The 25,642-nt window shown below is 47.2% G+C and carries 22 protein-coding genes and 1 riboswitch; of the genes, 11 read left to right on the forward strand and 11 right to left on the reverse strand.

From position 1 onward, the window contains the following. Nucleotides 1–24: 24 nt before the first annotated feature. Nucleotides 25–1,248 (forward strand): alanine racemase, encoded by a 1,224-nt coding sequence (alr, locus tag EPB59_RS06425; protein ID WP_055050684.1) that lies wholly within the window; start codon nt 25–27, stop codon nt 1,246–1,248. Nucleotides 1,249–1,378: 130 nt separating this feature from the next. Further along, on the forward strand, nt 1,379–2,257 hold the full coding sequence (locus EPB59_RS06430; protein ID WP_154171909.1) for an EamA family transporter: 879 nt from the start codon (nt 1,379–1,381) through the stop codon (nt 2,255–2,257). 90 nt (nt 2,258–2,347) lie between these two features. Here EPB59_RS06430 and EPB59_RS06435 read toward each other — a convergent pair whose 3' ends face one another. The 8 genes from EPB59_RS06435 to EPB59_RS06470 form a co-directional block, all read right to left on the reverse strand. Further along, on the reverse strand, nt 2,348–2,821 hold the full coding sequence (locus EPB59_RS06435) for a DUF2947 domain-containing protein (protein WP_154171911.1): 474 nt from the start codon (nt 2,819–2,821) through the stop codon (nt 2,348–2,350). Between the two features lie 9 nt (nt 2,822–2,830). After that, entirely contained in the window at nt 2,831–3,421 is a 591-nt protein-coding gene (locus EPB59_RS06440) for an HD domain-containing protein (protein ID WP_055050681.1), read from the reverse strand. Nucleotides 3,422–3,423: 2 nt separating this feature from the next. Further along, nucleotides 3,424–3,999: a ribosomal protein S5-alanine N-acetyltransferase gene (gene rimJ / locus EPB59_RS06445; RefSeq protein WP_154171914.1), complete on the reverse strand. Its 576-nt coding sequence runs from the start codon at nt 3,997–3,999 to the stop codon at nt 3,424–3,426. Continuing rightward, a complete protein-coding gene (tyrR, locus tag EPB59_RS06450) occupies nt 3,999–5,540 on the reverse strand; it encodes a transcriptional regulator TyrR (protein ID WP_154171916.1) in 1,542 nt (513 codons plus the stop codon). The genes rimJ and tyrR overlap by 1 nt, the downstream gene beginning before the upstream one ends. Nucleotides 5,541–5,653: 113 nt before the next feature. Further along, nucleotides 5,654–6,670, reverse strand: a complete 1,017-nt coding sequence (locus tag EPB59_RS06455; protein ID WP_154171917.1) for a YcjF family protein — start codon at nt 6,668–6,670, stop codon at nt 5,654–5,656. Next, complete coding sequence (locus EPB59_RS06460; protein WP_154171919.1) at nt 6,667–8,040, reverse strand: YcjX family protein; 1,374 nt, start codon at nt 8,038–8,040, stop codon at nt 6,667–6,669. Before EPB59_RS06460 ends, EPB59_RS06455 begins: the two co-directional genes overlap by 4 nt. 163 nt (nt 8,041–8,203) lie before the next feature. Then, nucleotides 8,204–8,389, reverse strand: coding sequence for a hypothetical protein (locus EPB59_RS06465; protein ID WP_055050677.1), 186 nt, complete (start codon nt 8,387–8,389; stop codon nt 8,204–8,206). 115 nt (nt 8,390–8,504) lie between these two features. After that, nucleotides 8,505–10,022, reverse strand: coding sequence for a fumarate hydratase (locus EPB59_RS06470; RefSeq protein WP_000216107.1), 1,518 nt, complete (start codon nt 10,020–10,022; stop codon nt 8,505–8,507). A 178-nt stretch (nt 10,023–10,200) separates the two neighbouring features. Here EPB59_RS06470 and pabB point away from each other — a divergent pair, with 178 nt between their 5' ends. The 4 genes from pabB to EPB59_RS06490 all read left to right on the forward strand — a co-directional run bounded on the left by pabB (nt 10,201) and on the right by EPB59_RS06490 (nt 15,387). Beyond that, nucleotides 10,201–11,577 carry an aminodeoxychorismate synthase component 1 gene (gene pabB / locus EPB59_RS06475; RefSeq protein WP_055050675.1) on the forward strand — a complete coding sequence of 459 codons (1,377 nt, stop codon included), beginning with the start codon at nt 10,201–10,203 and terminating at the stop codon, nt 11,575–11,577. 189 nt (nt 11,578–11,766) lie between these two features. Then, nucleotides 11,767–12,381: a CoA pyrophosphatase gene (locus tag EPB59_RS06480; protein WP_154171921.1), complete on the forward strand. Its 615-nt coding sequence runs from the start codon at nt 11,767–11,769 to the stop codon at nt 12,379–12,381. Nucleotides 12,382–12,679: 298 nt separating this feature from the next. Next, nucleotides 12,680–13,933, forward strand: coding sequence for an aromatic amino acid transport family protein (locus EPB59_RS06485; protein WP_055027148.1), 1,254 nt, complete (start codon nt 12,680–12,682; stop codon nt 13,931–13,933). Between the two features lie 92 nt (nt 13,934–14,025). Then, a complete protein-coding gene (locus EPB59_RS06490; protein WP_000626425.1) occupies nt 14,026–15,387 on the forward strand; it encodes an L-serine ammonia-lyase in 1,362 nt (453 codons plus the stop codon). Nucleotides 15,388–15,477: 90 nt separating this feature from the next. Here the strand turns inward: EPB59_RS06490 and queD are convergent, their stop codons facing one another. Further along, on the reverse strand, nt 15,478–15,840 hold the full coding sequence (queD, locus tag EPB59_RS06495; protein WP_000845981.1) for a 6-carboxytetrahydropterin synthase QueD: 363 nt from the start codon (nt 15,838–15,840) through the stop codon (nt 15,478–15,480). A gap of 312 nt (nt 15,841–16,152) precedes the next feature. On the opposite strand from queD, the gene EPB59_RS06500 reads away from it, so the two are divergent. Together EPB59_RS06500 and asnS are read left to right on the forward strand one after the other, a co-directional pair. Beyond that, nucleotides 16,153–17,784 (forward strand): methyl-accepting chemotaxis protein, encoded by a 1,632-nt coding sequence (locus EPB59_RS06500; protein WP_154171923.1) that lies wholly within the window; start codon nt 16,153–16,155, stop codon nt 17,782–17,784. Between the two features lie 145 nt (nt 17,785–17,929). Continuing rightward, nucleotides 17,930–19,330 carry an asparagine--tRNA ligase gene (gene asnS, locus EPB59_RS06505; protein WP_154171925.1) on the forward strand — a complete coding sequence of 467 codons (1,401 nt, stop codon included), beginning with the start codon at nt 17,930–17,932 and terminating at the stop codon, nt 19,328–19,330. A gap of 66 nt (nt 19,331–19,396) precedes the next feature. On the opposite strand, the gene thiD is transcribed toward asnS, so the two are convergent. Both thiD and EPB59_RS06515 read right to left on the reverse strand, forming a co-directional pair. After that, the gene (gene thiD / locus EPB59_RS06510) at nt 19,397–20,245 is read right to left on the reverse strand and encodes a bifunctional hydroxymethylpyrimidine kinase/phosphomethylpyrimidine kinase (protein ID WP_154171927.1); all 849 of its coding nucleotides are present in this window, start codon (nt 20,243–20,245) and stop codon (nt 19,397–19,399) included. A gap of 60 nt (nt 20,246–20,305) precedes the next feature. After that, a riboswitch (TPP riboswitch) is annotated at nt 20,306–20,428 on the reverse strand. A gap of 34 nt (nt 20,429–20,462) precedes the next feature. Next, nucleotides 20,463–21,080, reverse strand: a complete 618-nt coding sequence (locus EPB59_RS06515; protein WP_154171929.1) for a sugar O-acetyltransferase — start codon at nt 21,078–21,080, stop codon at nt 20,463–20,465. A gap of 555 nt (nt 21,081–21,635) precedes the next feature. Here EPB59_RS06515 and EPB59_RS06520 point away from each other — a divergent pair. The 3 genes from EPB59_RS06520 to EPB59_RS06530 all read left to right on the forward strand — a co-directional run bounded on the left by EPB59_RS06520 (nt 21,636) and on the right by EPB59_RS06530 (nt 25,627). Next, nucleotides 21,636–22,826, forward strand: a complete 1,191-nt coding sequence (locus EPB59_RS06520; protein ID WP_081017635.1) for an amino acid aminotransferase — start codon at nt 21,636–21,638, stop codon at nt 22,824–22,826. Between the two features lie 204 nt (nt 22,827–23,030). Beyond that, on the forward strand, nt 23,031–24,920 hold the full coding sequence (locus EPB59_RS06525; protein ID WP_195707080.1) for a CBS domain-containing protein: 1,890 nt from the start codon (nt 23,031–23,033) through the stop codon (nt 24,918–24,920). Between the two features lie 5 nt (nt 24,921–24,925). After that, on the forward strand, nt 24,926–25,627 hold the full coding sequence (locus EPB59_RS06530; protein WP_154171933.1) for a 3'-5' exonuclease: 702 nt from the start codon (nt 24,926–24,928) through the stop codon (nt 25,625–25,627). The last annotated feature ends 15 nt before the right edge of the window (nt 25,628–25,642 follow it).

Consider the following 25,642-nt stretch of genomic DNA (forward strand, 5'->3'; position numbering starts at 1 on the left):
TCAATGATAACAACAGGAGATATCATGCACTTTAAAGCCACGCTACTTTCTCTTTCTATTGCAGCCACTTTGCCTTCTTTCTCTCTCTCTGCTGCACCATTACAAATTGATACTGTGTTACCGGATGCTGCGCAAATTCAGCAAAGTAATTCATGGTTGGAAGTCAGCTTAGGTCAATTCCAAAGTAATATTGAGCAATTCAAGTCTCACATGAATAGCGATACCAAGATCTGCGCTATCATGAAGGCAGATGCTTATGGCAACGGTATTCGTGGTTTAATGCCTACGATTATAGCGCAAGGCATTCCTTGTGTAGGCGTAGCAAGCAATGCGGAAGCGCGCGCCGTACGTGAAAGTGGGTTTAAAGGCGAACTCATGCGTGTTCGTTCAGCGAGCTTAAGTGAAATGTCTGCGGTATTAGACCTTAATATCGAAGAGCTGATTGGAACTCACCAACAAGCCATGGAACTGGCTGATTTAGCGAAAAAAACCGGTAAAACCATTAAGGTGCATATGGCCCTGAACGATGGTGGTATGGGTCGCAACGGCATCGACATGACCACGGAAGCCGGCAAAAAAGAAGCCCTCTCGATCGCCAAACAGCCATCATTGAACATCGTTGGCATGATGACTCACTTCCCGAATTACAATGCCGATGAAGTGCGCGCTAAACTGGCAAAATTCAAAGAAAACTCAGCTTGGTTAATCGAAAAATCCAATCTAAAACGTGAAGACATCACGCTGCACGTAGCTAACTCTTACACCGCGTTGAACGTACCAGAAGCACAGCTGGACATGGTTCGTCCTGGTGGCGTGTTGTACGGCGATTTGCCAACCAACCCTGAATACCCATCGATTGTCGCTTTCAAAACCCGTGTGGCGTCTTTGCACCATGTACCGAAAGGTTCAACCGTTGGTTATGACAGCACCTTTACCACCAGCCGTGACAGTGTACTGGCTAACCTCCCTGTCGGTTATTCTGATGGTTACCCACGAAAAATGGGCAACAAAGCGGATGTGCTAGTCAACGGTCAACGCGCCAAAGTAGTGGGTGTAACTTCAATGAACACCACCGTGGTTGACGTTACCGACATTAAAGGCGTGCTCCCAGGCCAAGAAGTTGCACTTTATGGCCAACAGCAAAAACAAAGCATCGCGGTCAGCGAAATGGAAAATAACGCAGAGCTGATTTTCCCTGAGCTATACACGCTTTGGGGGAACAGTAACCCACGTTTCTACGTGAAGTAAGCGGATTTCACTTGGCTGTGCTTCTGAATCGAAGCCTAGAAATTGAGGTGGGCGCACTACGCCCACCTATCTCCACCCCATTTTTTACGGCATAATCGCTCGGCACTTTCTGCCGAATTTTTAATTATTTATGCCAACAATAAAATCCCCTTTATTCATTGCTATTCTTTGTTTGCTCGCTGCAATGGTCACCATTCAGTCTGGTGCTTCTATTGCGAAACAACTGTTTCCTCTCGTCGGCCCAGGTGGCACAGTCGCGCTACGGATTAGCCTCTCGGCACTGATTTTAATGCTGATTTTCCGCCCATGGCGGGCGCGACTCAGTTGGCCACAATGGCGTTCAATGATCATCTATGGCGCAAGTTTAGGCGGTATGCAACTTTGCTTCTACTTCGCTATCGAACGGATTCCTCTTGGGATTGGTGTCGCACTAGAGTTTTCAGGGCCGTTGCTACTGGCGTTACTGTCATCAAAACGCAAAAAGGATTTGATCTGGGTAGCGCTAGCCATTCTGGGCATCGTGTTCTTGCTGCCAGATATGAATGGGGTCGATGCGTTAGATCCGATTGGTGTCGCTTTAGCATTAATTGCGGGTGGATTCTGGGCTGGCTACATCTGGTTTGGACAGCGCGCAGGCAGCGTGGGCTCTGGTGGTATTACAGTTTCAATCGGTATGCTTGTCGCTGCAGCGATTTATTTTCCGATTGCAACCCAATTAGCTGAGGCATCCATTTTTAGCTGGTCGATTCTACCGATGGCGCTGCTGGTTGCGGTAATGTCGAGCGCCCTGCCCTATAGCTTAGAAATGGCAGCACTAAGCCGACTTTCCACACAACATTTCAGTGTTTTGATGAGTTTGGAACCGGCAATCGCGGCAATGGCTGGACTGGCGATTTTAGGCGAAACGCTACAGTGGACTCAATGGCTTGCGATTTTCATGATCATCACAGCGTCCATGGGGTCGACGCTTTCTGCAGCCAAAAGCTCCACTAAGATCACTCAGGAGTAACGCCTCAGGGTTCAATGAAAAGAGAAACAATCCCCCCTAAAAAGCTAGTTTAAGAATCACAATAGAAAAATCCGGCCTAAGCCGGATTTTTTATGGGCGAAGCCCGAATTTCACTTTACCTTCGCTACTAAACCAAAGCGCTTCTTTGCGACGGCGACCCAGCAAAAATGGGCCATCATCATAAAACAGGAAGTTTTTCCAATGGCGCTTAAAGACTGACCATTTGGTCTCCAGTACGTTGTATTTCTCGTAACAGAAATACACAGTCACGTCATCTTGCCATGGCAGATGGGCTGCCAATGCTTCCGGCAATTCAGGCTCATCACTTTCCCATTCGGCCATCCAGCTCGTTTCATCAGACCAGCAATTGGCTTTACGTGGCCAGTCTTGTGAGCTCAAACGCTCAGCGTCAGGACTTGTCGCACTGATGTTCTCTTTCCAAAATTGTGCTGCGCGTAGTGGCTCCATCGGTTTTATCTGAGCCAGATCGGCTTCAGGAACGGGCATTGACGCATGGGTAAAAATCCATTTTCTTTGGTATTGCTCCAAAGGCAAATAAGACATTGAGTTTCCTTAAACTTTCAGCCAGCCGTGTTGGCTTGCTTGTTCAATAATGTGTTTTGCGTACTCCCAAAGAGTTTGAGAGCCATCTTCAATTTTGCGATTCACCGTCAGCGCTTGCTCACGAGTGACTCCATGCTCTTGCCAACTTTGGCCTTGATTGTGGTAGTTCAACAGCATAGGAATTAAGCGATCTAACGCTTTGGCAAAACGCGCTTCTGCGCTCTGTGCCGCTTCAAATTCTTGCCAAATCGCCAATAAGGCGTCGCCTTGCTCTTTCGGCAGCAGACCGAACAAGCGGAGGGCTGCTTGCCACTCTTTCTCTTCCTGCCCAGCAGAAGCGGCGGAATCGTACACGAAGGTATCGCCGGCATCAATTTCCACTACATCATGCAGCAAAAGCATCGTTAGAACTTTTTGTATATCGACTGCTTCGTTTGCGTACTCTTGTAGCAAAATCGCCATCAACGCGACATGCCAGCTATGTTCAGCACTGTTTTCTAAACGTCCATCAGCACTTTTCACTCGCGTGCGGCGCAACACTGATTTAAGGCGATCAAGCTCCATCAACAGTGCCATCTGTTGGGCTAAACGTTCTGACATGGTTATTCCTTCCAATTTGGATTGATAAGTGCGGTGAGATTATGGTCTTCCCACTTACCGTTGATCAGAAGATAGTCTTTGGCATGACCTTCCAGTACAAAACCTACACGCTTGAGCACATTTTCACTGCGCTTATTGTGTGGCATGTACGACGCCATAATGCGGTGCAGGTTATGCTCACTAAACATATGTTGGCAAGCCATCGTCAACGCTCGGGTCATGGTGCCTTTCCCTTGCGCATCAAACCCCAGAGAGTACCCAACATTACAGGCATAAAATGGGAAGCGGATAATATTGCTAAACGAGATGGTGCCTAACATGGCATCATTTTTCGCATCCAAAATCAGTAGATAGTAACCGAGCTTCATTTTGTGCAATTCATTGAGCTTAATCAGCCTTTGCAGCCAGCCAGACTCAGTAAAAAACTCCGCTTCGCGCTTCGGCTCCCATTCTATCAAGTGGCTTCGGTTATCCACAAAATACTGGCTCAAGCGTTCAGCGTCAGTGATTTGTGCGCAGCGCACGACAATTTCACCATCGCTTTGATAGAAGCGGCATTCGCTGTTTAGTCCGTTCATCAGCGCTTCCTTATTCCATAATCCCTCAGTTTATTCGCGATCGACGTGTGAGAAACATTCAGTCTTTTCGCTAACTTACGACTGGAAGGAAAGGATTGGAACAGACGATCCAACACTTGTGATTCGTATTCCTTCATGATGTCGTCGAGCGAACCATCGAGGTTGATACTAGGGGCAGAGCTCACGCTGTCAACTTGTGGCAAGTGGAACGGCTCAATACCCAATACATCCCCATCAATTTCAGTTAAGGCGCGCAACACCATATTGTCCAGTTGGCGCATATTACCCGGCCATTGGTATTGGCTGAGTTTGTCTAACACATCATCACTCAATTTCGGCTTCATCATGCCAAGTTTATTGCAATGTTTGGTGATGAAGAGTTCGAGCAACGGCTGTACATCGCTTGGGCGCTCACGCAAAGGGGGAATACGCAGCGTCAGCACATTCAGGCGGTAGAACAGATCTTCGCGGAAACGGCGAGATTCGGCCAAATCCGCTAAGTTATGACGCGTGGAAGCAATCACTCGCACATCCACGTGGATTTCATGCTCTTCCCCTACTCGACGGAAAGTACCATCTTGCAAAAAACGCAGCAGCTTAATCTGCAAATGTGGGCTCATCTCACCAATTTCATCCAGAAATACGGTGCCGCCATTGGCTTGCTCAAAAATCCCTTTATGACCTTGTTGATGGTTAAAGGAGCCCGGCGCATGACCAAACAACTCGGTTTCGGCCACATCATCAGGCATCGAAGCACAGCTCAGAACCAGAAATGGCGCAGAAGAACGATCCGAACGGTTATGGCACGCCTTAGCGAGCATCTCTTTGCCAGTGCCGGTTTCCCCTTCAATCAGCAGTGGCTGATCGAGCATGGCCAGTTTTTTCGCTTGACTGATTAGGCTTTTATGCCGATTCGAGACCCCAACAAAGTGCTCAAAGCCTAAATGGCTCTGTAGCGGGATCTGCGTGATATCACTCAGCCCTGCTGTCGCAGCACGTAAAATCATCATCGCACTGGCTAAGGTTGATTGCTTGGAATCGCCAGAGATGTAAACCGGCATGATCTCCATGACATAATCCAGTCCATCCAACACCACATCTTCACGTAGGCGTGATTTGCTGCCTTCAATCCAACGTGTGAAGTTGAATACCGGCATCAATGCCGATATTTGCTGACCAATCATGTTGGATTCTTCACGATTAAACAGTGCAGCAGCAGCGTGGTTAGCCATATCCACCGCGCCTTTGAGGTTGATCGCCAACACCGCATCAGGCAAGTTATTGAGCAGAGAAATCAATTCGGTGTTGTGTCGTTCAATCGGCATAAACTGGATTTTACGGACATCTTTCACCCCAGGGATGCGGCGAATTTCCGCCATCAGTTCACTGAAGGTTTCAAAATCAATATCAGGACAATTGAGGTAAATAATACCGATCACATCGATTTCAATCCCTCGTAGATCGATGCTTTTGGAGGCGAGAATATCCAGCAACTCGCGGGTCAGACCGAGACGGTCTTCACAGAGGACTTCAAGACGCACTTTAATGGGATCCTGTTTGAAAGTGTCACGAAAAGTTGACAGTAGTTTCGCCCAAGCCCAGATCGGCGTCAAGCGATCCGTGATAACGGATCGCTATTTCCGAAATTTAATGGCTATTTCGCTATCATCGCCGCGACTTTGCTCACCACTTGCTTACGTACCGAGCTCAGCTTGAGCTGACGATCGGGGTGCCACGGCAGCGGACGCAGCAATCCAACAGCTTTGATGCCCAAACGCGCCGTCAGAATGCCCACTCCCACGCCTTGTCCTGCACGAGCTGAAACTCGCCCAGCTAAGTCCATGGAAAACAGATCAACGCTCGCATCCACAGCCAACTCACTCGCTCCCGCTAACGCCATGTTCAGCAGCACGGCTTTAAATAGTTTTACGCGTGACCAGTAACCGAGTTCAACGCCATACACTTTTGCCAGTTGATCGACCATAGAAAAATTACGCCAAGCCACCAGTAACATATCGGCAATCGCGAGTGGACTAATCGCCACTAACGCGGCCGCTTCTGTCGCATAACGAGTCACAATTTGGCTGGCTTGTTTATCTTGCTCCGCGACCACTAACGCATCGTATAAATCGATGATTTCTGCATCACTATGGCTGCTATTGAGCGCAGATTGCCAACGCTGGTAACCCTGTTTATCAACCTGACCTTCTTTGGCGATCTGCTGACAAAAGGCTTGGCCTTGTCCTACTGCGTCTTTATCCATCAAGGCTTGAGCTTGCTCTTGCACACTAAAGTGTTGGCGTAAGCGGCGTAGCTTCCACAATTCTTTGCCGATAGCACCTAGGCCTAATGTCGCCAAAGCACTAACAAAGCCCGCCCAACCTAGGCTAAGCCAGTCTGCGCTTTGAATGGCTTTGACTACGCTATCAATAGCCTGCCAAGCGACCAAGCCACTGAACGCGGCAAACAAGCCACCTGCAAACCACTTGCGTCCTTTATTTGGGCGAATAATGGTATCTATTTGTGCTTCCAAAGCTTCCGACGATTCTTCCACACTCATCGGCACAAATTTCTCTTGTGCACTGAACTGCTGCTGAACCGTGAAAGTCGGCGTTTCAATACTGCCTTGCAGCGGCTCGCTGAAAATCTGTTTGGTTTTGAGGTCGCTCATCGCAATTTATCTCCAATCAGAATGTCGAGGGCTTTATCCACTCGAATGTGCTGACACGGCTCATCACTAGATGTTGGCAACGGGCGAAACGCCGTGAAATCGAACGATTGTCGCTGCCAGTAATCAGGTTCCGGTAATTTGCGCGGTACTTCACCAGGAAATAACGTGATCGATTCTCCCGTCATGGTCACACCTTGAATCGCCGCAACCTTATTATCTCCCTGCATAATGTAGCCCGATTGCGTAGCGCGCACCGAAGCCATGCTGATGCAGTTCATTTCAATATTTTCATACGCCGCATGTTGCCAAGCAGGATGAATCATCTGCTGCAAGAGAGAAACCATGTTGACATGCTGCTCTGGTGTCACGTGATCGGCTTTGGTGGCGGCAAATAAAACTTTATCGATTTTCGGTGCAAACAGACGGCTGAGCAAACCACTGCGCCCATAGCGGAAACTGTGCATGATTTGCTCAAGAGCACTGCGCATATCCAAAAACGATTCATGTCCCACATTGAGCGGCGATAAGCAGTCCACCAACACAATTTGGCGATCAAACGTTGCAAAATAGTGCTTATAGAAAGCTTTCACCACCTTGTTTTGATATTCCTGATAGCGTGCTTGCAGCAAAGCGTAATAGCTCTGTTTGCTGACCGAATCTTGCGGTGCATGACATGGGAAGAATTGCAGCACAGGCGCACTCTCTAGCTCGCCGGGCAACACAAATCGCCCCGGCTGAACCCAATGCAGTCCATTGGCTTTACATTGATGCAGATAGTCGGTATAGCTCGCGGCAATAGCCGCCAAGGTTTGTTCATTGGCTTCTTGGCTAATATCAAGCTGCTCAACGGCTGCACACCATTCTGCTGCAAGTTCTTTGCGCAAACCATGCAGGGCATTGAATTGCTGTGCTGACCAGGTTGCGTAATCCATCTCTAATAACGGTAAATCGAGCAACCACTCTCCAGGATAGTCGATGATGTCGAGATACAGAGTCGCGCTGCTGGTTAATAACTTTTTGCTGCGTTTTTGCGGCTTGTATTTGATCGCCAAACGTATTTCGCTCACATCTCGCGTTGGAACTGGCCATTGTGCTGGACTGCTTTGCAGTTGCGCCAGCGCTTCATCATAAGCAAAGCGTGGCACCATCATATTGGTTTGTGGCACACGTTTAGCACCAATAAAACGCTGTTCACGCCCCGCTGCCAATAGCGGCAAATTCTGATGGGTGGAGGTGTGTAATAGCTGATTAACCAGCGAAGTGATGAAAGCGGTTTTGCCCGCTCTAGAAAGACCCGTCACGGCCAAACGCACATGAGAATCCATACCGCGATGGATAAAATCGCTCATTTCTTGACGAATTCGCTGCATTTCTTACTCCAAATTAGGATTTAGCACAGCTTAATAAACTCAAACTTAATGTGAGATGAATAAGTCACAACTTATATTTGTGGCAAATACAGAACTGGATTGTTGTTGCGGGTTTGCCTCTGTACTAAACGGCAATTCAGATGACAGAGGCAATGAAAAGAGATCAGTCTTCTTCGATCAGTTTGTAGATGACAAACAAAGCAATTTCAAGCAACACAAACAAGCTACAACTAATAGTGACGTATTTATCATTGAAAATGCTGATGCCGTTCAAAATAAGGTCGTAACCGACTACTGCGCCAATCATAACGGCAATAATGATTTGTAGAATTTGGATAAAACGAGGCATGTTTGGCTCCTGACGTATCGATAACAGAATGAATTGTAATATTAAAAAGGTGCAACTTACGCTGCACCTTTGTCATTTTTTTGCCAAGTGTTTTATTGAACAGAGTTACAAAGCGTTACTTGGCCGCTTCAGCGATTTTGACCCGCCAAGTATCTGGACCAATTTGGTGCGCATTCGCACCGGTTGAGTCAACCGCGACTGTGACTGGCATATCTTCGACCTCAAATTCGTAGATTGCTTCCATACCGAGATCTTCAAACGCGACTACGCGAGCTTTCTTGATCGCTTTCGCCACTAAGTAAGCCGCACCGCCTACCGCCATCAAGTAAACCGCTTTGTGTTTCTTGATCGATTCAACGGTAGCTGGGCCACGCTCTGCTTTACCAATCATGCCCATAACGCCGACCTCTTCCAGCATCATGTCGGTAAACTTGTCCATACGTGTTGAGGTTGTTGGGCCTGCTGGGCCAACCACTTCATCGCCAACCGCGTCCACAGGTCCAACGTAGTAGATAAATTTGCCTTTCAAATCCACACCTTCGGGCAGTTTCTCGCCTTTTTGCAGCATGGTTTGAATGCGTTTATGTGCTGCGTCACGACCGGTGAGGATCTTGCCAGACAGCAATACGGTTTCACCCGTTTTCCAAGTTTGGATCTCTTCACGGGTGATGTTATCAAGGTTGACACGGCGCGTATTGGCGCCCGCTTCCCACGTAATTTGTGGCCAGTCTTCTAACTTAGGTGGTGTTAGCTGTGCAGGGCCGCTGCCATCAAGCGTGAAATGTACATGGCGCGTTGCCGCACAGTTTGGAATTAAGCACACAGGTTTTGAAGCCGCGTGAGTTGGTGCAGATTTGATTTTTACATCCACCACAGTGGTCAAACCGCCAAGGCCTTGCGCGCCAATACCGAGCTTATTCACACGGTTGAAAATGTCTAAACGCAGCTCTTCTTCCGCATTTTGCGGACCACGCTCGATAAGCTCATGAATATCAATGTGTTCCATCAAGGCTTCTTTAGCCAGCACTGCAGCTTTTTCTGCTGTACCGCCAATACCAATGCCGAGCATGCCCGGTGGGCACCAGCCCGCGCCCATCAGCGGCACGGTTTTCTCTACCCATTCTGCAATATCATCGGACGGGTTGAGCATCACCATCTTGGTTTTGTTTTCACTGCCGCCACCTTTGGCCGCAATTTGAATATCCACTTTATCGCCTGGCACCATGTTGATGTGTACCACAGCTGGGGTGTTGTCTTTGGTATTGATGCGTTTGCCTGCCGGATCCATCAATACCGAGGCACGCAGTGGGTTATCTGGGTTGGTGTACGCTTGGCGTACGCCCTCATCCACCATCTGCTGCACTGTCATATCGGTAGAGTCCCATTGCACACCCATCCCGATGTTCACAAAACAAGTGACAATACCAGTGTCTTGGCAGATTGGGCGGTGTCCTTCAGCGGACATACGCGAGTTAATCAAAATCTGCGCTATCGAATCTTTCGCCGCTTGGCTTTCTTCACGTTGGTAGGCTTTTTCTAGGGCTTTTACAAAGTCCAATGGGTGGTAGTAGGAGATGTACTGCAGCGCATCAGCAACACTGCTGATCACATCTTGCTTGCGTATTACCGTCATTGCTTGCCTCGTTATTGTTATGCTTCCGTGTACTGCCGCTATTTACGTGGACAACTGCTTTCCAAATGGAAGAAAGCTCTCACTCTTTAAGTAGCAGCTTTGTATGAGATTTTTATGATACTCTTGCTTTCCTCACGATGCTACGCAATGAACGGTTTCTCTGTCACAAATTACACAAATGAATAACAACCAAATTTTGTCAATTGAACATAAACACCTAACTTATCACCATGATATTGCTAAACAATTTTTTTATACGATTGAACAGCAACCGTGGGCGATGCTGTTGCGCTCGGCGTCTGCCACTCATATGGATAGCCGCTTTGATATTCTGGTTGCCAATCCTTTAGCAACCCTTACCACCTTCGGTAATGAAACCGAAATTCGTACTGCCGACAGTGTGACATTGTCACGAGATGACCCATTCCAGCTCTTGGCACAAACGCAAGAACAGTACCTCCCGACGTTAACTTATCATCAAGATCTCCCATTTATCGGAGGGACTTTAGGGTATTTTGCTTATGATCTCGGCCGTCAAGTTGAACAAATCCCGACCTTAGCCGAGCAAGATATTGCAATGCCTGATATGGCTGTCGGTCTTTATCCTTGGGCATTGGTAGTGGATCATCAAGAACAGACCGCGCAGCTAGTGGGACATAACGTTGAGGAAGCTTGGCGTTGGTTAAACCAACAAGAGGCAGAAATGCCAAGCAAAGTGACTGACTTTGCTCTCACTTCGCCATGGCGATCCAATATGAGCTATACCGCCTACCAAGATAAATTTGTCCGCGTGCAGGAGTATTTACGCTCTGGAGACTGCTATCAAATCAACCTCGCACAGCGCTTTCAGGCTCATTACACAGGCAGTGAATGGCAAGCGTATTTGAAGTTGGAAGCTGGCAACCAAGCGCCCTTTTCCGCCTTTTTGCGTTTGCCGCAAGGCGCAATTTTGAGTGTTTCTCCAGAACGTTTTCTGCAAGTCTCCGATCGAGTGATTGAAACCAAACCGATCAAAGGGACACGTCCACGCCATGCTGACAAGCAACAAGATGCCCTACTCAAGCAAGATTTAGTCAGCGCAGAAAAAGATCAGGCCGAGAATTTAATGATTGTCGATCTACTGCGTAATGATATTGGTCGTGTGGCAAAGCCGGGGAGCGTACATGTACCTAAGCTGTTTGATGTGGAGAGCTTTCCTGCTGTGCACCATCTGGTAAGCACGATTCGCGCAACCCTCGATGAGCATTATGAATTAGCCGATCTACTCCGAGCTTGCTTTCCTGGTGGCTCGATTACAGGTGCACCGAAAATTCGCGCTATGGAAATTATTGAAGAACTTGAGCCGCATCGCCGAAGCGCTTATTGTGGCTCAATTGGCTACCTCAGCCGCCATGGAACGATGGACACCAGTATCACTATTCGTACTTTGGTTGCCTATCAGCAGCAACTTTATGCTTGGGCGGGCGGCGGCTTAGTCGCGGACAGTGAGGGTGCGGCGGAATATCAAGAAACACTGGATAAGTTAAGCCGAATTCTTCCGACTTTAGAATCCTAATCCGCCGTTTTGAACTACCGCCAGCGACGCATATGCCGCTGGCGATTTTCCTCTCATACCATCCCCTTCCTGCCTGAAGCTTCAATTAGGAAGAGAGCATATCCGGCAAATGTGCAGTAACCGACAGCGCATCGTTTTGAAACACGCTATAACTTGTGTTGTACGCTAATTACGGTATAGAGGTCAATTTTGCGAAAAATCAGTCGTTACGAGTTTATTCAACAGTTTCAATTTCATTTGCCCGTCGCATACCACCGTGAAAGTTTACTGCGTGTCGCGCATTTAGCACCCGACACGCTACGCAAAGCCTCTGTTTTGATTGGCTTAGTCGAACGTCAACAAGGGCTGCACGTGATTTTAACAAAGCGAGCCGCACATTTAAGGCATCACCCCGGACAGATCAGCTTTCCCGGCGGAAAATATGAAGAGGGTGACCGTTCACTCCAACACACCGCAAAACGTGAAGCGCGGGAAGAGATCGGTATCCTTGAAGAGAAAATCCACATTGTTGGACAGCTACCCGAGTTAGTGACTGTGAGCCAATTTGTGGTAACACCGATTTTGGCGTTTGTTGAGTCAGACTACCAAATTCAGCTCGATCACAATGAAGTCGATGAAGTATTTGAAGTGCCAATCAGTTTTTTGCTTGATCGAAAAAAGCTCTACAGCGGTACGTTTCAGCTAAAAAATCATTGCCATAGAGTGTTCGCCATCCCCTATAAACAACATTTTATATGGGGTATGACCGCACAAATCATTCAATCCCTCCAAAAACAACTTATTAATTACAATGAGTTAGTTTAATTTCGTTTTTAAGTTGGTATTTCTTAACAAGCTTGGTTGATTAGAAAATCTAATCCAAAAGCAACGCAACCGTTTGCTAGCTCATTCGTTGAGAATCTTTCACCCAACGATAACTTTAACTAATCCAACCTATTAACAATTCTCACATGTGGCACGCCAATTTCGTGATCAAAAATAGGTTTTTGACAGAAGTTTCAATAAGCACAGCCAATCATGATTTAGATCTAGTTTTATTATGTGAAAAATGTGCAAAAATGCGCTCCGACTTATTTCCTGTTCCCAAAATGAGTAAAAACATATGAATACTACAACAGCGGCTACTTCTACAGCACGTTCTGCTAGCAAGTGGACCTACAAAGATTTCACCTGGGCTCTGTCCCTTTTTGGTACGGCGGTTGGTGCAGGTGTACTCTTCCTACCGATTAAAGCTGGTGCAGGTGGTTTCTGGCCATTAGTTATCCTCGCGTTAATTGCAGCACCAATGACATGGTTTGCTCACAAATCTTTGGCTCGTTTCGTTTTATCTGCAAAAAACCCTGATGCAGACATTACCGACACCGTTGAAGAGCACTTTGGTAAAGCTGGCGCTAACCTTATTACTTTTGCTTACTTTTTCGCCATCTACCCTATCGTGCTGATTTACGGCGTGGGTATCACCAACACCGTTGACTCTTTCCTCGTTAACCAAATCGGCATGGAATCCATCCCTCGCTGGTTGCTCTCTGGTGCGCTGATTATCGCGATGACAGCAGGTGTGGTATTTGGTAAAGAGCTGATGCTGAAAGCCACTTCTGCCATGGTTTACCCTCTGGTATTTATCCTACTGGCACTGTCTTTCTACCTGATTCCAGATTGGAACACTTCAATGATCGAAGTCGCACCTGATTGGTCAGCAATGCCAACTATTGTATGGCTTGCGATTCCAATCATCGTGTTCTCTTTCAACCACAGCCCAATCATTTCTCAGTTCTCTAAAGAGCAACGCCAACAATTTGGTGACAACGCAGTGAAGAAAACTGACATGATCACTGGCGGTGCAGCGATGATGCTGATGGGCTTCGTGATGTTCTTCGTATTCTCGGTGGTACTGTCACTGTCTCCTGAAGAACTGGCTATGGCGAAAGAGCAAAACATCTCCGTTCTGTCTTACCTAGCGAACGAACACGCTTCACCAATCATCTCTTACTTAGGTCCTATCGTGGCATTCGCAGCGATCACTTCAAGCTACTTCGGTCACTTCCTTGGTGCACATGAAGGTTTGGTTGGTCTGGTGAAATCTCGCAGCGATATGCAAATCAGCAAGATTGAAAAAATCTCTCTGGGCTTCATCGTAATTACCACTTGGATTGTTGCCATTATCAACCCAAGCATCCTTGGCATGATCGAAACCATGGGCGCACCAATGATTGCCGCTATCTTGTTCCTGCTGCCTGTATTCGCAATGCACAAAGTACCTGCGATGGCGAAGTTCAAGACTTCAGCACCTGTACAGATTTTTACAGTTATTTGTGGCTTGGCTGCGATTAGTTCTGTAATCTACGGCGCTCTTTAATCTCTACCTTTGCGTATGAGCTTAAAACACAAAATATAACAATACAAAAAGCCTCCCTACTCCTAGGGGGGCTTAGTTTTGAGGCATTCAAAATGATTAGTGTATTTGACATCTATAAAATCGGTGTTGGTCCTTCGAGCTCACACACGGTTGGACCGATGAAAGCGGGTAAAGAGTTTATTGACGAACTACGCTCAATGGGAAAATTGCGCGACGTCACTAAAATCACCGTGGACGTTTATGGATCGCTATCACTGACAGGGAAAGGTCACCACACGGATATCGCTATCATCATGGGTCTGGCAGGCAATACGCCAGAGAAAGTGGATATCGATTCGATTCCGGGCTTTATTGCTCGTGTAGAAGAAACAGAACGTCTTCCTGTTGGTATGCACTGTCATACCGTCTCTTTCCCTCGTGAAGGTGGCATGAATTTCCACCGCACTAATCTGGCATTGCACGAAAACGGCATGCAGATTCACGCGTGGATCAATGACGAGAAAATCTTCAGCAAAACTTACTACTCTATCGGTGGTGGTTTCATCGTTGATGAAGAACACTTCGGTAAAGAGAGTGAATCTCTCATTCAAGTTCCTTATGTTTTCCGCTCTGCTGAAGAGCTGCTGAACCAGTGTAAAGAGAGTGGCCTCTCTATCAGCACGCTAGTAATGGCGAACGAAAAAGCCATGCACTCAGACGAAGAAGTTCGCACCTATTTCGCCAACATCTGGCGTACGATGCGTGAGTGTATGGAACGCGGCATGAACACCGAAGGCATCCTACCTGGGCCTTTGCGTGTACCACGCCGTGCGGCAGCACTGCGTCAACAACTGCTGACTTCAGAAAAAACCACCAACGATCCTATGGCAGTGGTTGACTGGGTAAACATGTATGCGTTTGCGGTTAACGAAGAAAACGCCGCAGGCGGTCGCGTTGTGACCGCACCAACCAACGGTGCGTGTGGCATTATCCCAGCGGTACTCGCCTACTACGACAAATTCATCCAAACCGTGACTGAGAAAGACTATATCCGCTACTTCGCGGCTTCTGGTGCGATTGGTGGTTTGTACAAGCGTAATGCCTCTATCTCAGGTGCGGAAGTAGGCTGCCAAGGCGAAGTCGGTGTGGCTTGTTCTATGGCCGCTGCGGGTCTCGCTGAGCTTTTAGGCGGTAGCCCAGAGCAAGTGTGTATGGCGGCTGAAATCGCAATGGAACACAACCTTGGTTTGACTTGTGACCCAGTTGCAGGACAAGTGCAAGTGCCATGTATCGAGCGTAACGGCATTGCAGCGGTGAAAGCGATCAACTCAACCCGTATGGCGCTGCGTCGTTCTTCTGCTCCACGTGTTTCACTGGATAAAGTGATTGAAACCATGCTGGAAACGGGTAAGGACATGAATGCTAAGTACCGTGAAACTTCACAAGGTGGCTTGGCCATCAAAGTGATCTGTTAATCGCAACACTTTTTACTGTCACAAAAACGCCCGGATATCCGGGCGTTTTTTTATGCTTTGCATGGTCAGATTGAAGCTGACATCGATGCGCTACTCACCGCGATAAATACAACCCGCTGTGCAGGTTTCTTTAATCTCAACTTTGCTCAGCAGAGGCAAACTCGGTTTAAGCTGTTGCCAAATCCATTTTGCCAACACTTCGCTAGTTGGGTTTTCTAACCCTTCAATATCATTCAGATAATAGTGATCAAGGCGATCATAAATCGGTTTGAATGCCGCTTTAATTTCAGCAAAATCAACCACCCAACCAGTATGAGGGTTCACTTCACCTTCAACGTACAGACGAACTAAGAAAGAGTGGCCGTGCAAGCGTCCACATTTATGTCCAGCAGGCACGTGCGGTAAGTGGTGGGCAGCCTCAAACATAAACTCTTTGTATAATTCTGTTTTCATCATCATTCTCGGGGCATTAAAAGAGCCGCAATACTAAGAAATCTCCCGCATTGAGACAAGGCTATTCAAAACATAATTCTGACCAACCTCTCCTCTCACGCAAATCGCCTAAAAACATTCCTGAACAATCAATGCACTAGGTGATAATCATCGGCTTAATAAGTTGAGCTATCACAAAAGAGTATGCGTCATCCCTCATATTTAAACTCACACTTTGGTTAAGGTCACACTAACAATTGGTCTACGTTTGTCACCTAGCGAATTAACGCTATATTTACATAAGTCGGGGTCACTTATAATTACAAAACTATCATGAACTCATCCATTCTTAGTAAATTGCTGCTGACATTAATTACCGTGTTTGCCTTAGTTTTGGCAGGCTCAACCTCCTACCAATATTGGCAGCAAAAAGATCTGATTCATTCCGTGCTAAGTGAGCAGCTACACGATAAGGCCAGTAACTACTTTGATAGTTTGAACATGATGATGCTCACTGGCACCATGGCACAAAAAGAGACGTTGCGGCAGAAAGCCTTGGCTCAAGATGGCATCGAACAAGTCCGAGTTATTCGGTCGGCAACTGTGAATAAACTTTATGGTTCAGGAATGCCAGAGCAAAAACCACAAGACTCCATCGATCAACGCGCTCTCGCCGGTGAAACCGTAATCGAACCTTATTCTGGCGATTGGGGGCAAGGTATTGTGGTTGCCTTACCGATGAAGTCGAGTGAAAATTATCGTGGAACGAACTGTGTGGCTTGTCATATGGCTCCGGAAGGTGAAGTGCTTGGCGTCATCCGCCTTGAGTTTAATCTTAGCCACTTAACCCAAATGGTGAATCATCGAACTCTAATCGGTATCGGAATTATGTCCGTGATTGCCCTATTTGGCTTTATGATCACACTCTACTTTATGCGTCGAATTATTGTGCTCCCACTGCAGAAAACCTCGTTTTTCATGTCAGATGTCAGTAAGAGTAAAGATCTGTCTCATCGCTTAGCCAATGACCGAAAAGATGAACTCGGGCAACTTGCCGTATCAATTAACTCTTTGATGGATACTGTTTCTGAGAGCTTGCAGCAAGTGCAAGACACTTCGCATTCTCTTGCCGATTCAGCAAGAAAATTGACTGATGTGGCACAAGTGACAGATCAGGCAGCCAATAATCAGCAAAAAGAAACCTCCGAAGTACAGCTCAATATTACCGACATGCAAGCCAAACAACAGCAAGTCGAATACGCCACCGAAGAAGCCTCTAAATTGGTTAATCACACCACCAGTATTGTCCAGCAAAGTGCCAAGCAAGCACACGCAGCCAGTGAAGATATCAAAAATCTGGTTGGCGATATTGAATCGGTTAAACAACGTATTGTGGAATTAAATAATCAAACAACCCAAGTTTCCTCCATCCTTGGTGTGATTAAAGGCATTGCCGAACAAACTAACCTACTGGCTCTGAATGCTGCCATTGAGGCCGCCCGCGCGGGCGAACAAGGCCGAGGCTTTGCCGTGGTAGCCGATGAAGTACGCCATTTAGCATCACGCACCGCTGAGGCGACAGGCAACATTGAGAACATCATTTCTGGCTTCCAACGTGATAGCCAAGCCTCCCTCACTTCCGTTGATACTGTGTGTTCTCACGCTCACCAACGTTCAACCGAGATTGAAGAACTCTCTAAAGTCATGACCAATGTGGTCGCTGAAATGCAGCAAGTGCTCAATCATGCGATGGGAATTCAAGAGCAAACCAAACGTACGACTGAAGTCAGCCATGAGATCCAAAGTAAAGTCGATGTGATCACTCATCATGCTGATGACACTTCCCATTCAGCGAGCGAAACGCGTGAAATCAGTGTCGATCTTGAACATTTATCGCAACAATTGGAGTCATTGCTCAACCAATTTACCTTGATTGAGAAGAATTCTGCGCGGAAACCACATTAAAGGTTGAAGCTGACAAATTGACAGGTAATATGTTCCGTTGAATCTGTAAAACTCTCTACAACCCAATGTTTCGTCTATTTTTTGCGCAACGATTGCTGCAAATGGCATTGGGGTGTCTTTTATCTCAACGGAGACTGTAATAAACATGACTTACGCGCCTGTAAATGACGTACTAAGCGGCAAGCTCGCAGTAGACAGTGAAGTCACTGTTCGCGGCTGGGTTCGCACACGTCGTGATTCCAAAGCTGGAATTTCGTTTCTTGCCATCTATGACGGCTCTTGTTTCAACCCGATTCAGGCCGTGGTTCCTAATAATCTGAATAATTACGACAATGAAATCCTGAAGCTAACGACAGGTTGCTCTGTTGAAGTAACGGGTACCATTGTTGAATCTCCAGCTTCTGGCCAAGCGTTTGAACTGGCTGCGACTGCGGTAAAAGTAGTTGGTTGGGTTGAAGATGCCGACACTTACCCAATGGCGAAAACACGTCACTCTATTGAATATCTGCGTGAAGTGGCTCACTTGCGTCCACGTACTAACGTGATCGGTGCCGTAGCACGCGTTCGTAACTGCTTGGCACAAGCCATTCACCGCTTCTACCACGAGCAAGGTTACTTCTGGGTTTCTGCGCCACTGATCACTGCTTCTGATGCAGAAGGTGCGGGTGAAATGTTCCGCGTATCAACGCTAGATATGGAAAACCTGCCACGCACTGAGGCAGGTAAAGTGGATTACAACCAAGACTTCTTTGGTAAAGAAACCTTCCTGACCGTATCAGGCCAGCTCAACGCGGAAGCGTATGCTTGTGCAATCAGCAAAGTGTACACTTTCGGCCCAACGTTCCGTGCTGAGAACTCAAACACTAGCCGTCATTTGGCGGAGTTCTGGATGGTTGAACCTGAAGTCGCGTTCGCGGATCTAAACACCGTAGCAAAACTGGCTGAAGATATGCTGAAATATGTGTTCAAAGCCGTACTGGCAGAGCGTCGTGACGATCTTGAGTTCTTTAACGATCGTATCAACAACGAAGTGATCGCCCGCCTTGAAAAGTTTGTAGATTCAGACTTCGCACAAGTGGATTACACCGATGCGATCGAAATTCTGAAAAACTGTGGCAAAACGTTTGAGTTCCCAGTTGAGTGGGGTATCGACTTGGCTTCTGAGCACGAGCGCTTCCTCGCAGAGGAACATTTCAAAGCGCCAGTGATCGTGAAGAACTATCCAAAAGACATCAAAGCCTTCTACATGCGTATGAACGAAGATGGCAAAACCGTTGCGGCGATGGACGTATTAGCTCCGGGCATTGGTGAAATCATCGGTGGTTCACAACGTGAAGAGCGTTTGGACGTTCTGGATGCACGTATGCGTGAATTCGGTATCGATCCTGAGCACATGGATTGGTATCGCGATCTGCGCCGTTACGGCACAGTTCCACATGCAGGCTTCGGTCTAGGCTTCGAGCGTCTCGTGTCTTACGTAACTGGTATGGGTAACGTACGTGACGTGATCCCGTTCCCACGCACCCCACGCAGCGCGAGTTTCTAATTCCGCTCTGTTGAATGTAAAAACCGTCTCAAGCGAGACGGTTTTTTTTATACCTCAAGCTCACTCTTATTGGCTTTTCTGCTGGCTTTTAGCCATTTGCAGTAGATAAAAATGGTGTACTGGCCCATAACCTTGACCAATTTTCAGTTGATCAGCATGCCAGATCGCCTGATGAATATAGTGCTTAGCTTTCTCGACAGCGTCTTTCAACACATGACCTTGAGCGAGATAGGAAGCAATTGCCGATGAGAGTGTACAGCCCGTGCCATGTGTGTTCTTGGTAGCAATTCGTGGCGCGCGGAAATGGTGGATATTATCAACCTCGATAAGCAGATCATCACTGTCCATTTGCTGATGATTATGCCCTCCTTTGAGCAAAACAGCTTGGGTATCTAACTGACGTAGTGCAGCAATGCCCTGCTGTGGATTGTGTTGCCATTCCTGCTCTGTCATTCCAACTAAAACCGCTGCTTCCGGTAAATTAGGCGTGATTATGCTAGCAAGCGGTAACAGCGCATTTTTTAGGGTGACAACGGCATCTTCTGCGAGTAGATGATGTCCGCTAGTCGAGATCATCACCGGATCGAGCACAATCCATTTAGGTTGATATTGACGCAATTTCTTGGCAACCAGAGCGATGATTGGGGCATCTGCCAACATACCAATTTTTACCGCCAATACCGGAATATCACAGAAAATAGCATCTAATTGCTGTTCAAGAATGTCTAAAGGCAGAGGATAAACGGCAGAAACACCCAGCGTATTTTGCGCCGTAATCGCAGTAATGGCAGAACAAGCATAACTGCCGGTTGCAGATATGGCTTTGATATCGGCTTGAATCCCCGCACCGCCACCACTGTCTGATCCAGCAATGGTGAGCACTATAGGGGTAGGATTTGAAGAGATTAGTGGCATAAAGGCTCCTGTGAAAAACAGGAACTGATCCCAAACCGCAGATGAATGGCGAAACAATACGAGCTGTTGAGGATAGTTCCCTACGTCAGTCCTAACTGAATCAGGTTCAACGGGTCTCGCTACGCGATCTCAGCCTTCGATTCGCACTCTTTCATGCGCTCTCAGGCTCCCCGACTATGAGCTGCATCTTAACAGCATTTAATGCGGTGGACAGCGATTATTTATCACTTTCAATAAAGTCGAGATCACGCCACATTTCATCTAATTCCGCTTCAGACGGCATTTCACTGTGCTCAATTTGGCGAATCACTCGGCACGGGTTCCCCACGGCAACACAATCCGGCGGTATGTCTTTGGTTACTACACTTCCAGCTCCAATCACACTACGCGCACCAATGGTAACGCCATCAAGCACGATCGCGCCCGCGCCAAGCCACACGTTATCTTCAATCACAATCGGGTTGCCAGCCGCAATCGGTAACACACGCTGCGCGAGATCCAGTGGATGCCCGACGGTACTGATCACCACATTTGGCCCCATCTGTACATATTCTCCAATCGTCACAGGAGCAATATCGAGAATAGTGACGTTAGTGTTTAAGAAGCCACCACACTTGAAATGAATGTTATGGCCTAAATCGCAGAAAAACGGAGGCACAATCGTCACATCGTTTGCCGCACCCAAGAGCGAATTTAATATCGCTTGCCGTTCAGCATGCTGGGCTGGGCGCGTATGGTTAAAATCATACAGTTTCTCTTTGACCTGCGTTTGATAGGTTATCAAATCTCGGTTTATGGGTAACTGAACTGAAAAATCCTTTAAGTCGCGACTCATGGGCTTCCTTATTTCTGTGCAACACTCTGACCATAAACACTCACCTCTAATTGGCAAACTTCGTTGCATAAAGGTTGAGAGTGAAATAACACAATCCATTCGTTCAGCATAAAAAATCCAGAACTCTCACTCTCGCAAGATCGGACAGTCATTATTCTCCTGCAGTTATTGAGGCCTGTCTGGCTATTGAAGAAATATCTACCGCTATCGTTGCCCATTTTAAAGGCTAAGGTCTGAGTGATATTGCGTGCTACGAGTAGCAAACCCACTCGGCTGAAAATTTCATACGTAATAATCCCAACACACGCTGAATTTTCCCCTTCCCTGTCATCTGGTCAGTCTAAAGGCAAACCACCGGCACCGCCCTAAGCTGAAAAGCTTGGGCCATTTACATCACAAAATGACCTGCTATTCCCAATTCCTCAGCCAAGTAAAAATTTTTCGATATTTTCTTTCAGGTACTGTTGTCACAAGAATTCGAGGAAGGTATAAATACGATAAATTTAATGAGTTCAATCATTCCTTCCCACCCCTAACTTGACATGGATGTGCTTTATGTTCGAAAAAGTCGTTGCCGCCCCCGCAGACCCAATACTTGGTTTAACTGAAGAGTTCAAAAAAGATCCCCGTACCGACAAAATTAACCTCGGTGTTGGTATTTATAAGAATGAAGCGGGAGAAACCCCTGTTCTTGCTACCGTAAAGAAAGCAGAGGCAGCCTTACTTGAATCAGAGAAAACCAAATCTTATCTCACGATTGAAGGAACTGCAGAGTACGGTTTAGCAGTACAAAAACTGTTGTTCGGCGCGAATTCTGACATAGTGACTCAAAAACTAGCGAAAACGGCACAAGCTCCTGGTGGTACAGGTGCTCTGCGTGTCGCTGGTGAATTTATTAAACGTCAATTAGGTGATGTGAAGGTTTGGATCAGCAACCCAACATGGGCGAACCACCACGGTGTGTTCAACGCGGCAGGTTTAGAAACAACGCAATACGCTTACTACGATGCCGAAGCCAAAGACAAAAACTTTGCTGCTATGTTGGCGGATTTAGAGCAAGCAGCGAAAGGTGATGTGGTACTTCTGCACGGATGTTGTCACAACCCAACAGGCATCGACCCAACGGAGCAAGAATGGGAAGTGTTGGCAAAGTTAGTTGCCGATAAAGGTCTTCTGCCTCTGTTTGACTTTGCCTACCAAGGCTTTGCAACGGGTGTGGAAGACGATGCGGCAGGTCTACGTACTTTTGCTAAATACAATTCTGAAATTTTGGTTGCCAGCTCATTTTCAAAGAACTTTGGTCTGTACAACGAGCGTGTAGGTGCTTTCACTCTGGTTGCACCTTCAACAGAGGTTGCAGAAACGGCGTTCTCACAAGTTAAAGCGATTATCCGCTCTATCTACTCAAACCCACCCGCTCACGGCGCCGCAGTGGTCACTTATATTCTCAATAACCCTGCGCTACGTGCTGAATGGGAAGCTGAAGTGGCTGAAATGCGTGAACGTATTCAAGAGATGCGCGTACTGTTCGTCAACACATTGAAAGAAGTGGGTGTAGACGCAGACTTTAGCTTTATCGAGCGCCAAAATGGCATGTTCTCTTTCTCTGGTCTAAATAAAGAACAAGTCGCTCGTTTGAAATCAGAGTTGGGTATCTACATTGTAGGCTCGGGCCGCATCAGCGTTGCCGGCATGACAAAATCAAACATGCTGCCACTGTGCAAAGGCATTGCTGCGGTGATGTAATTTCGCCACCCGTGCTCATTCTAAAAACCGGCTGAAATAGCCGGTTTTTTTGTTTTGGGTGTTACCTTTTGTTGTACCTATCTTTATAAACTCCCAAACAATCCATCCCTCCGATTAGACCTCACGCAGTAAAGTGAGGTAGCATGGTCAACCCAAACCGCCAAAAACATCGCTCAACGGATGTTTGTAACGAGAGGAGCCCTCATGGACGCCGAGTTAATCGAGATTCAACAGTTTCTGCAACAGCATCCCCCTTTTGATGCCCTACCTTCTAACCTGTTACCCAACATCGCTCAACAGATTGAAATTGCCTATTTTCGTAAAGACACGCCAATTATCGGACACAAACAAGCCATTAGTGATTTGTATTTGATTCGTAGTGGTGCAGTCGAAGTCTATCGCCGTCATGGCGAGCTTTATAACCGACTGACAGAAGGCAGTTTATTTGGACAAATGGGGCTATTGACTCGCAACCAAGTTTCCTTCGCGGTCTCGGCGATTGAAGATACCTTGCTGTATTGCATTCCAGAGGCCCTCTTTCACCAGTTGCATGAAGAGTTCGACAGCTTCGCCGATTTCGTTGAGGTCGAACAATCGGTGCGTTTACGCCAAACGGTTAAGAAACAAAAAGAGCAAAACGATCTCATCACCAGCAAAGTCAAGCGGTTATTAACTCACCCAGCCCCAACCATAGATAAAAATGCTTCGATCCAGCAAGCTGCGTTACGCATGGCAAATGAAAATGTTTCGGCGTTACTGATCTTAGATAATCAGATCCTGCATGATGAAGAAGATGACTCCACACCAGTCGTCGGCATTATTACTGAGCGAGATCTCTGTCGCCGTGTTTTAGCGCAAGGTATCGATATCACTCAAGCAGTCAGTCAAGTCATGACCTATGAGGTCATCTCACTTGATCACAATGCCTACGTTTATGAAGCCATGCTCACCATGCTGCGCAATAATGTGCATCATCTTCCGGTGCTGAGAGAGAAACAGCCGATAGGCATCATCGATATGACCGATATCGTACGCCATGAATCGCAAAACTCTTTGCTCTTGGTGAGCCGTATCTATCAGCAAACCAGTATTGATGAATTAGCCCAGCTCGCGAGTGAGGTGAAAGCGAGTTTTGTACGCCTCGTCAATGAGGATGCAAATTCCCACATGATTGGCACCGCGATGTCGACGATTGGCCGCGCTTTCACACAACGCATTATTGAACTTGGTGAAGCGGAGCTAGGCGAAGCGCCGCTGCAATACTGTTTTGTAGCATTTGGTTCCATGGGTCGGGATGAACAGCTTATTGTGACCGATCAAGATAATGCATTGATTCTGGACGATCGCTACAACGCTCAACAACATGGTGCTTATTTCGCCCAATTGGCTGAATGGGTGTGTCATGGATTAGATCGGTGCGGCTATCCGCTTTGCGATGGCGACATCATGGCCAGTAATCCCAAATGGCGTATGACACGCAAAGAGTGGGAGAACTGTTTTGCAGATTGGATTGATAACCCGAATCCCCAAGCCCTGCTTAATGCCTCTATTTTTTTCGATCTGGATGGCGTATATGGTCGCACCAAGTGGGCAGAACAGTTATCCAGCTTCATTGTACGGCGCGCAAGGCGTAATCAGCGCTTTTTGGCCTGTTTAGCGCGCAATGCCCTTAACCGCACTCCACCCTTAGGATTTTTCAAAAACTTTGTGATGGAAAAAGATGGTCGCCACAATAACTCGATCAATTTGAAACGTCGAGGGACAGCACCGTTGGCAGATTTAATCCGTGTACATGCACTCGCCGCAGGATCACGAGCAAAAAACTCTTTTGAACGGCTGGATGATGTGATTGATGCAGGATTGCTGCCCCAAGGCAAAGGTAAAGATCTGCGTGATGCATTGGAATTTATTGCGATGGTGCGCATACGTCATCAAGCGGTAGATGTAGAGCAAGAGAGAGAAGCCGATAACAGCATCGAGCCAGAAAATCTCTCCGACTTTGAACGGCGGAACTTAAAAGATGCGTTTCAAATCCTCAGTAACGGGCAAAATTACCTCAAGTACCGTTATCAGGCTAACCAACACTTTAAGTAAGTACGATGTTTCAATCCGCGATTTATTGGCCAGCACGTTTGGCTCATTTAGCTAAACAGACCACACAGCCAGATCTGCAACACTATTATGCTCAACCCGTCGTCGAGGGCTCGACTCCAATTGCCGATTGCCCTCTCGTCGCACTCGACTTCGAGACCACAGGCTTAAACCCTCAGCAAGACGCTATCTTGAGTATTGGTTTAGTACCATTCACAACCTCTCGCATTGCACTTAAAGAAGCTCGTTATTGGTTGGTCAAGCCAACCCAACCTCTTGCTGAAGAATCGGTGGTAATCCATGGTATTACTCACTCGGAACTCAGCCGAGCACAAGCCCCTGCCGAGGTACTACGGGAATTAATCAGAGCACTACACGGAAAAATTGCCGTGGTACATTTTCGTCATATCGAACGAGAGTTTCTGCAGCAAGCCACATTACAACTCTGGGGAGAAGTGCTTGAGTTACCGCTGATCGATACTCTGGAAGTGGAACGCCATATACTGCAACAACAACGCTCATTTTGGCAACGTGTTACAGGGCGGCCCTTACCCTCCGTACGATTAGGACAATCTCGCATGCGCTATGGTCTTCCGTCCTATTCACCGCATCATGCGCTAACCGATGCCATCGCGACCGCAGAACTATTTCAAGCGCAATATACGCACCACATGCAACATGACACACAGATACAATCACTCTGGCTATAAATCGGATGTGTAATA

This window comes from Vibrio metoecus (genome assembly GCF_009665255.1).
GTDB classification, from domain to species: domain Bacteria; phylum Pseudomonadota; class Gammaproteobacteria; order Enterobacterales; family Vibrionaceae; genus Vibrio; species Vibrio metoecus_B.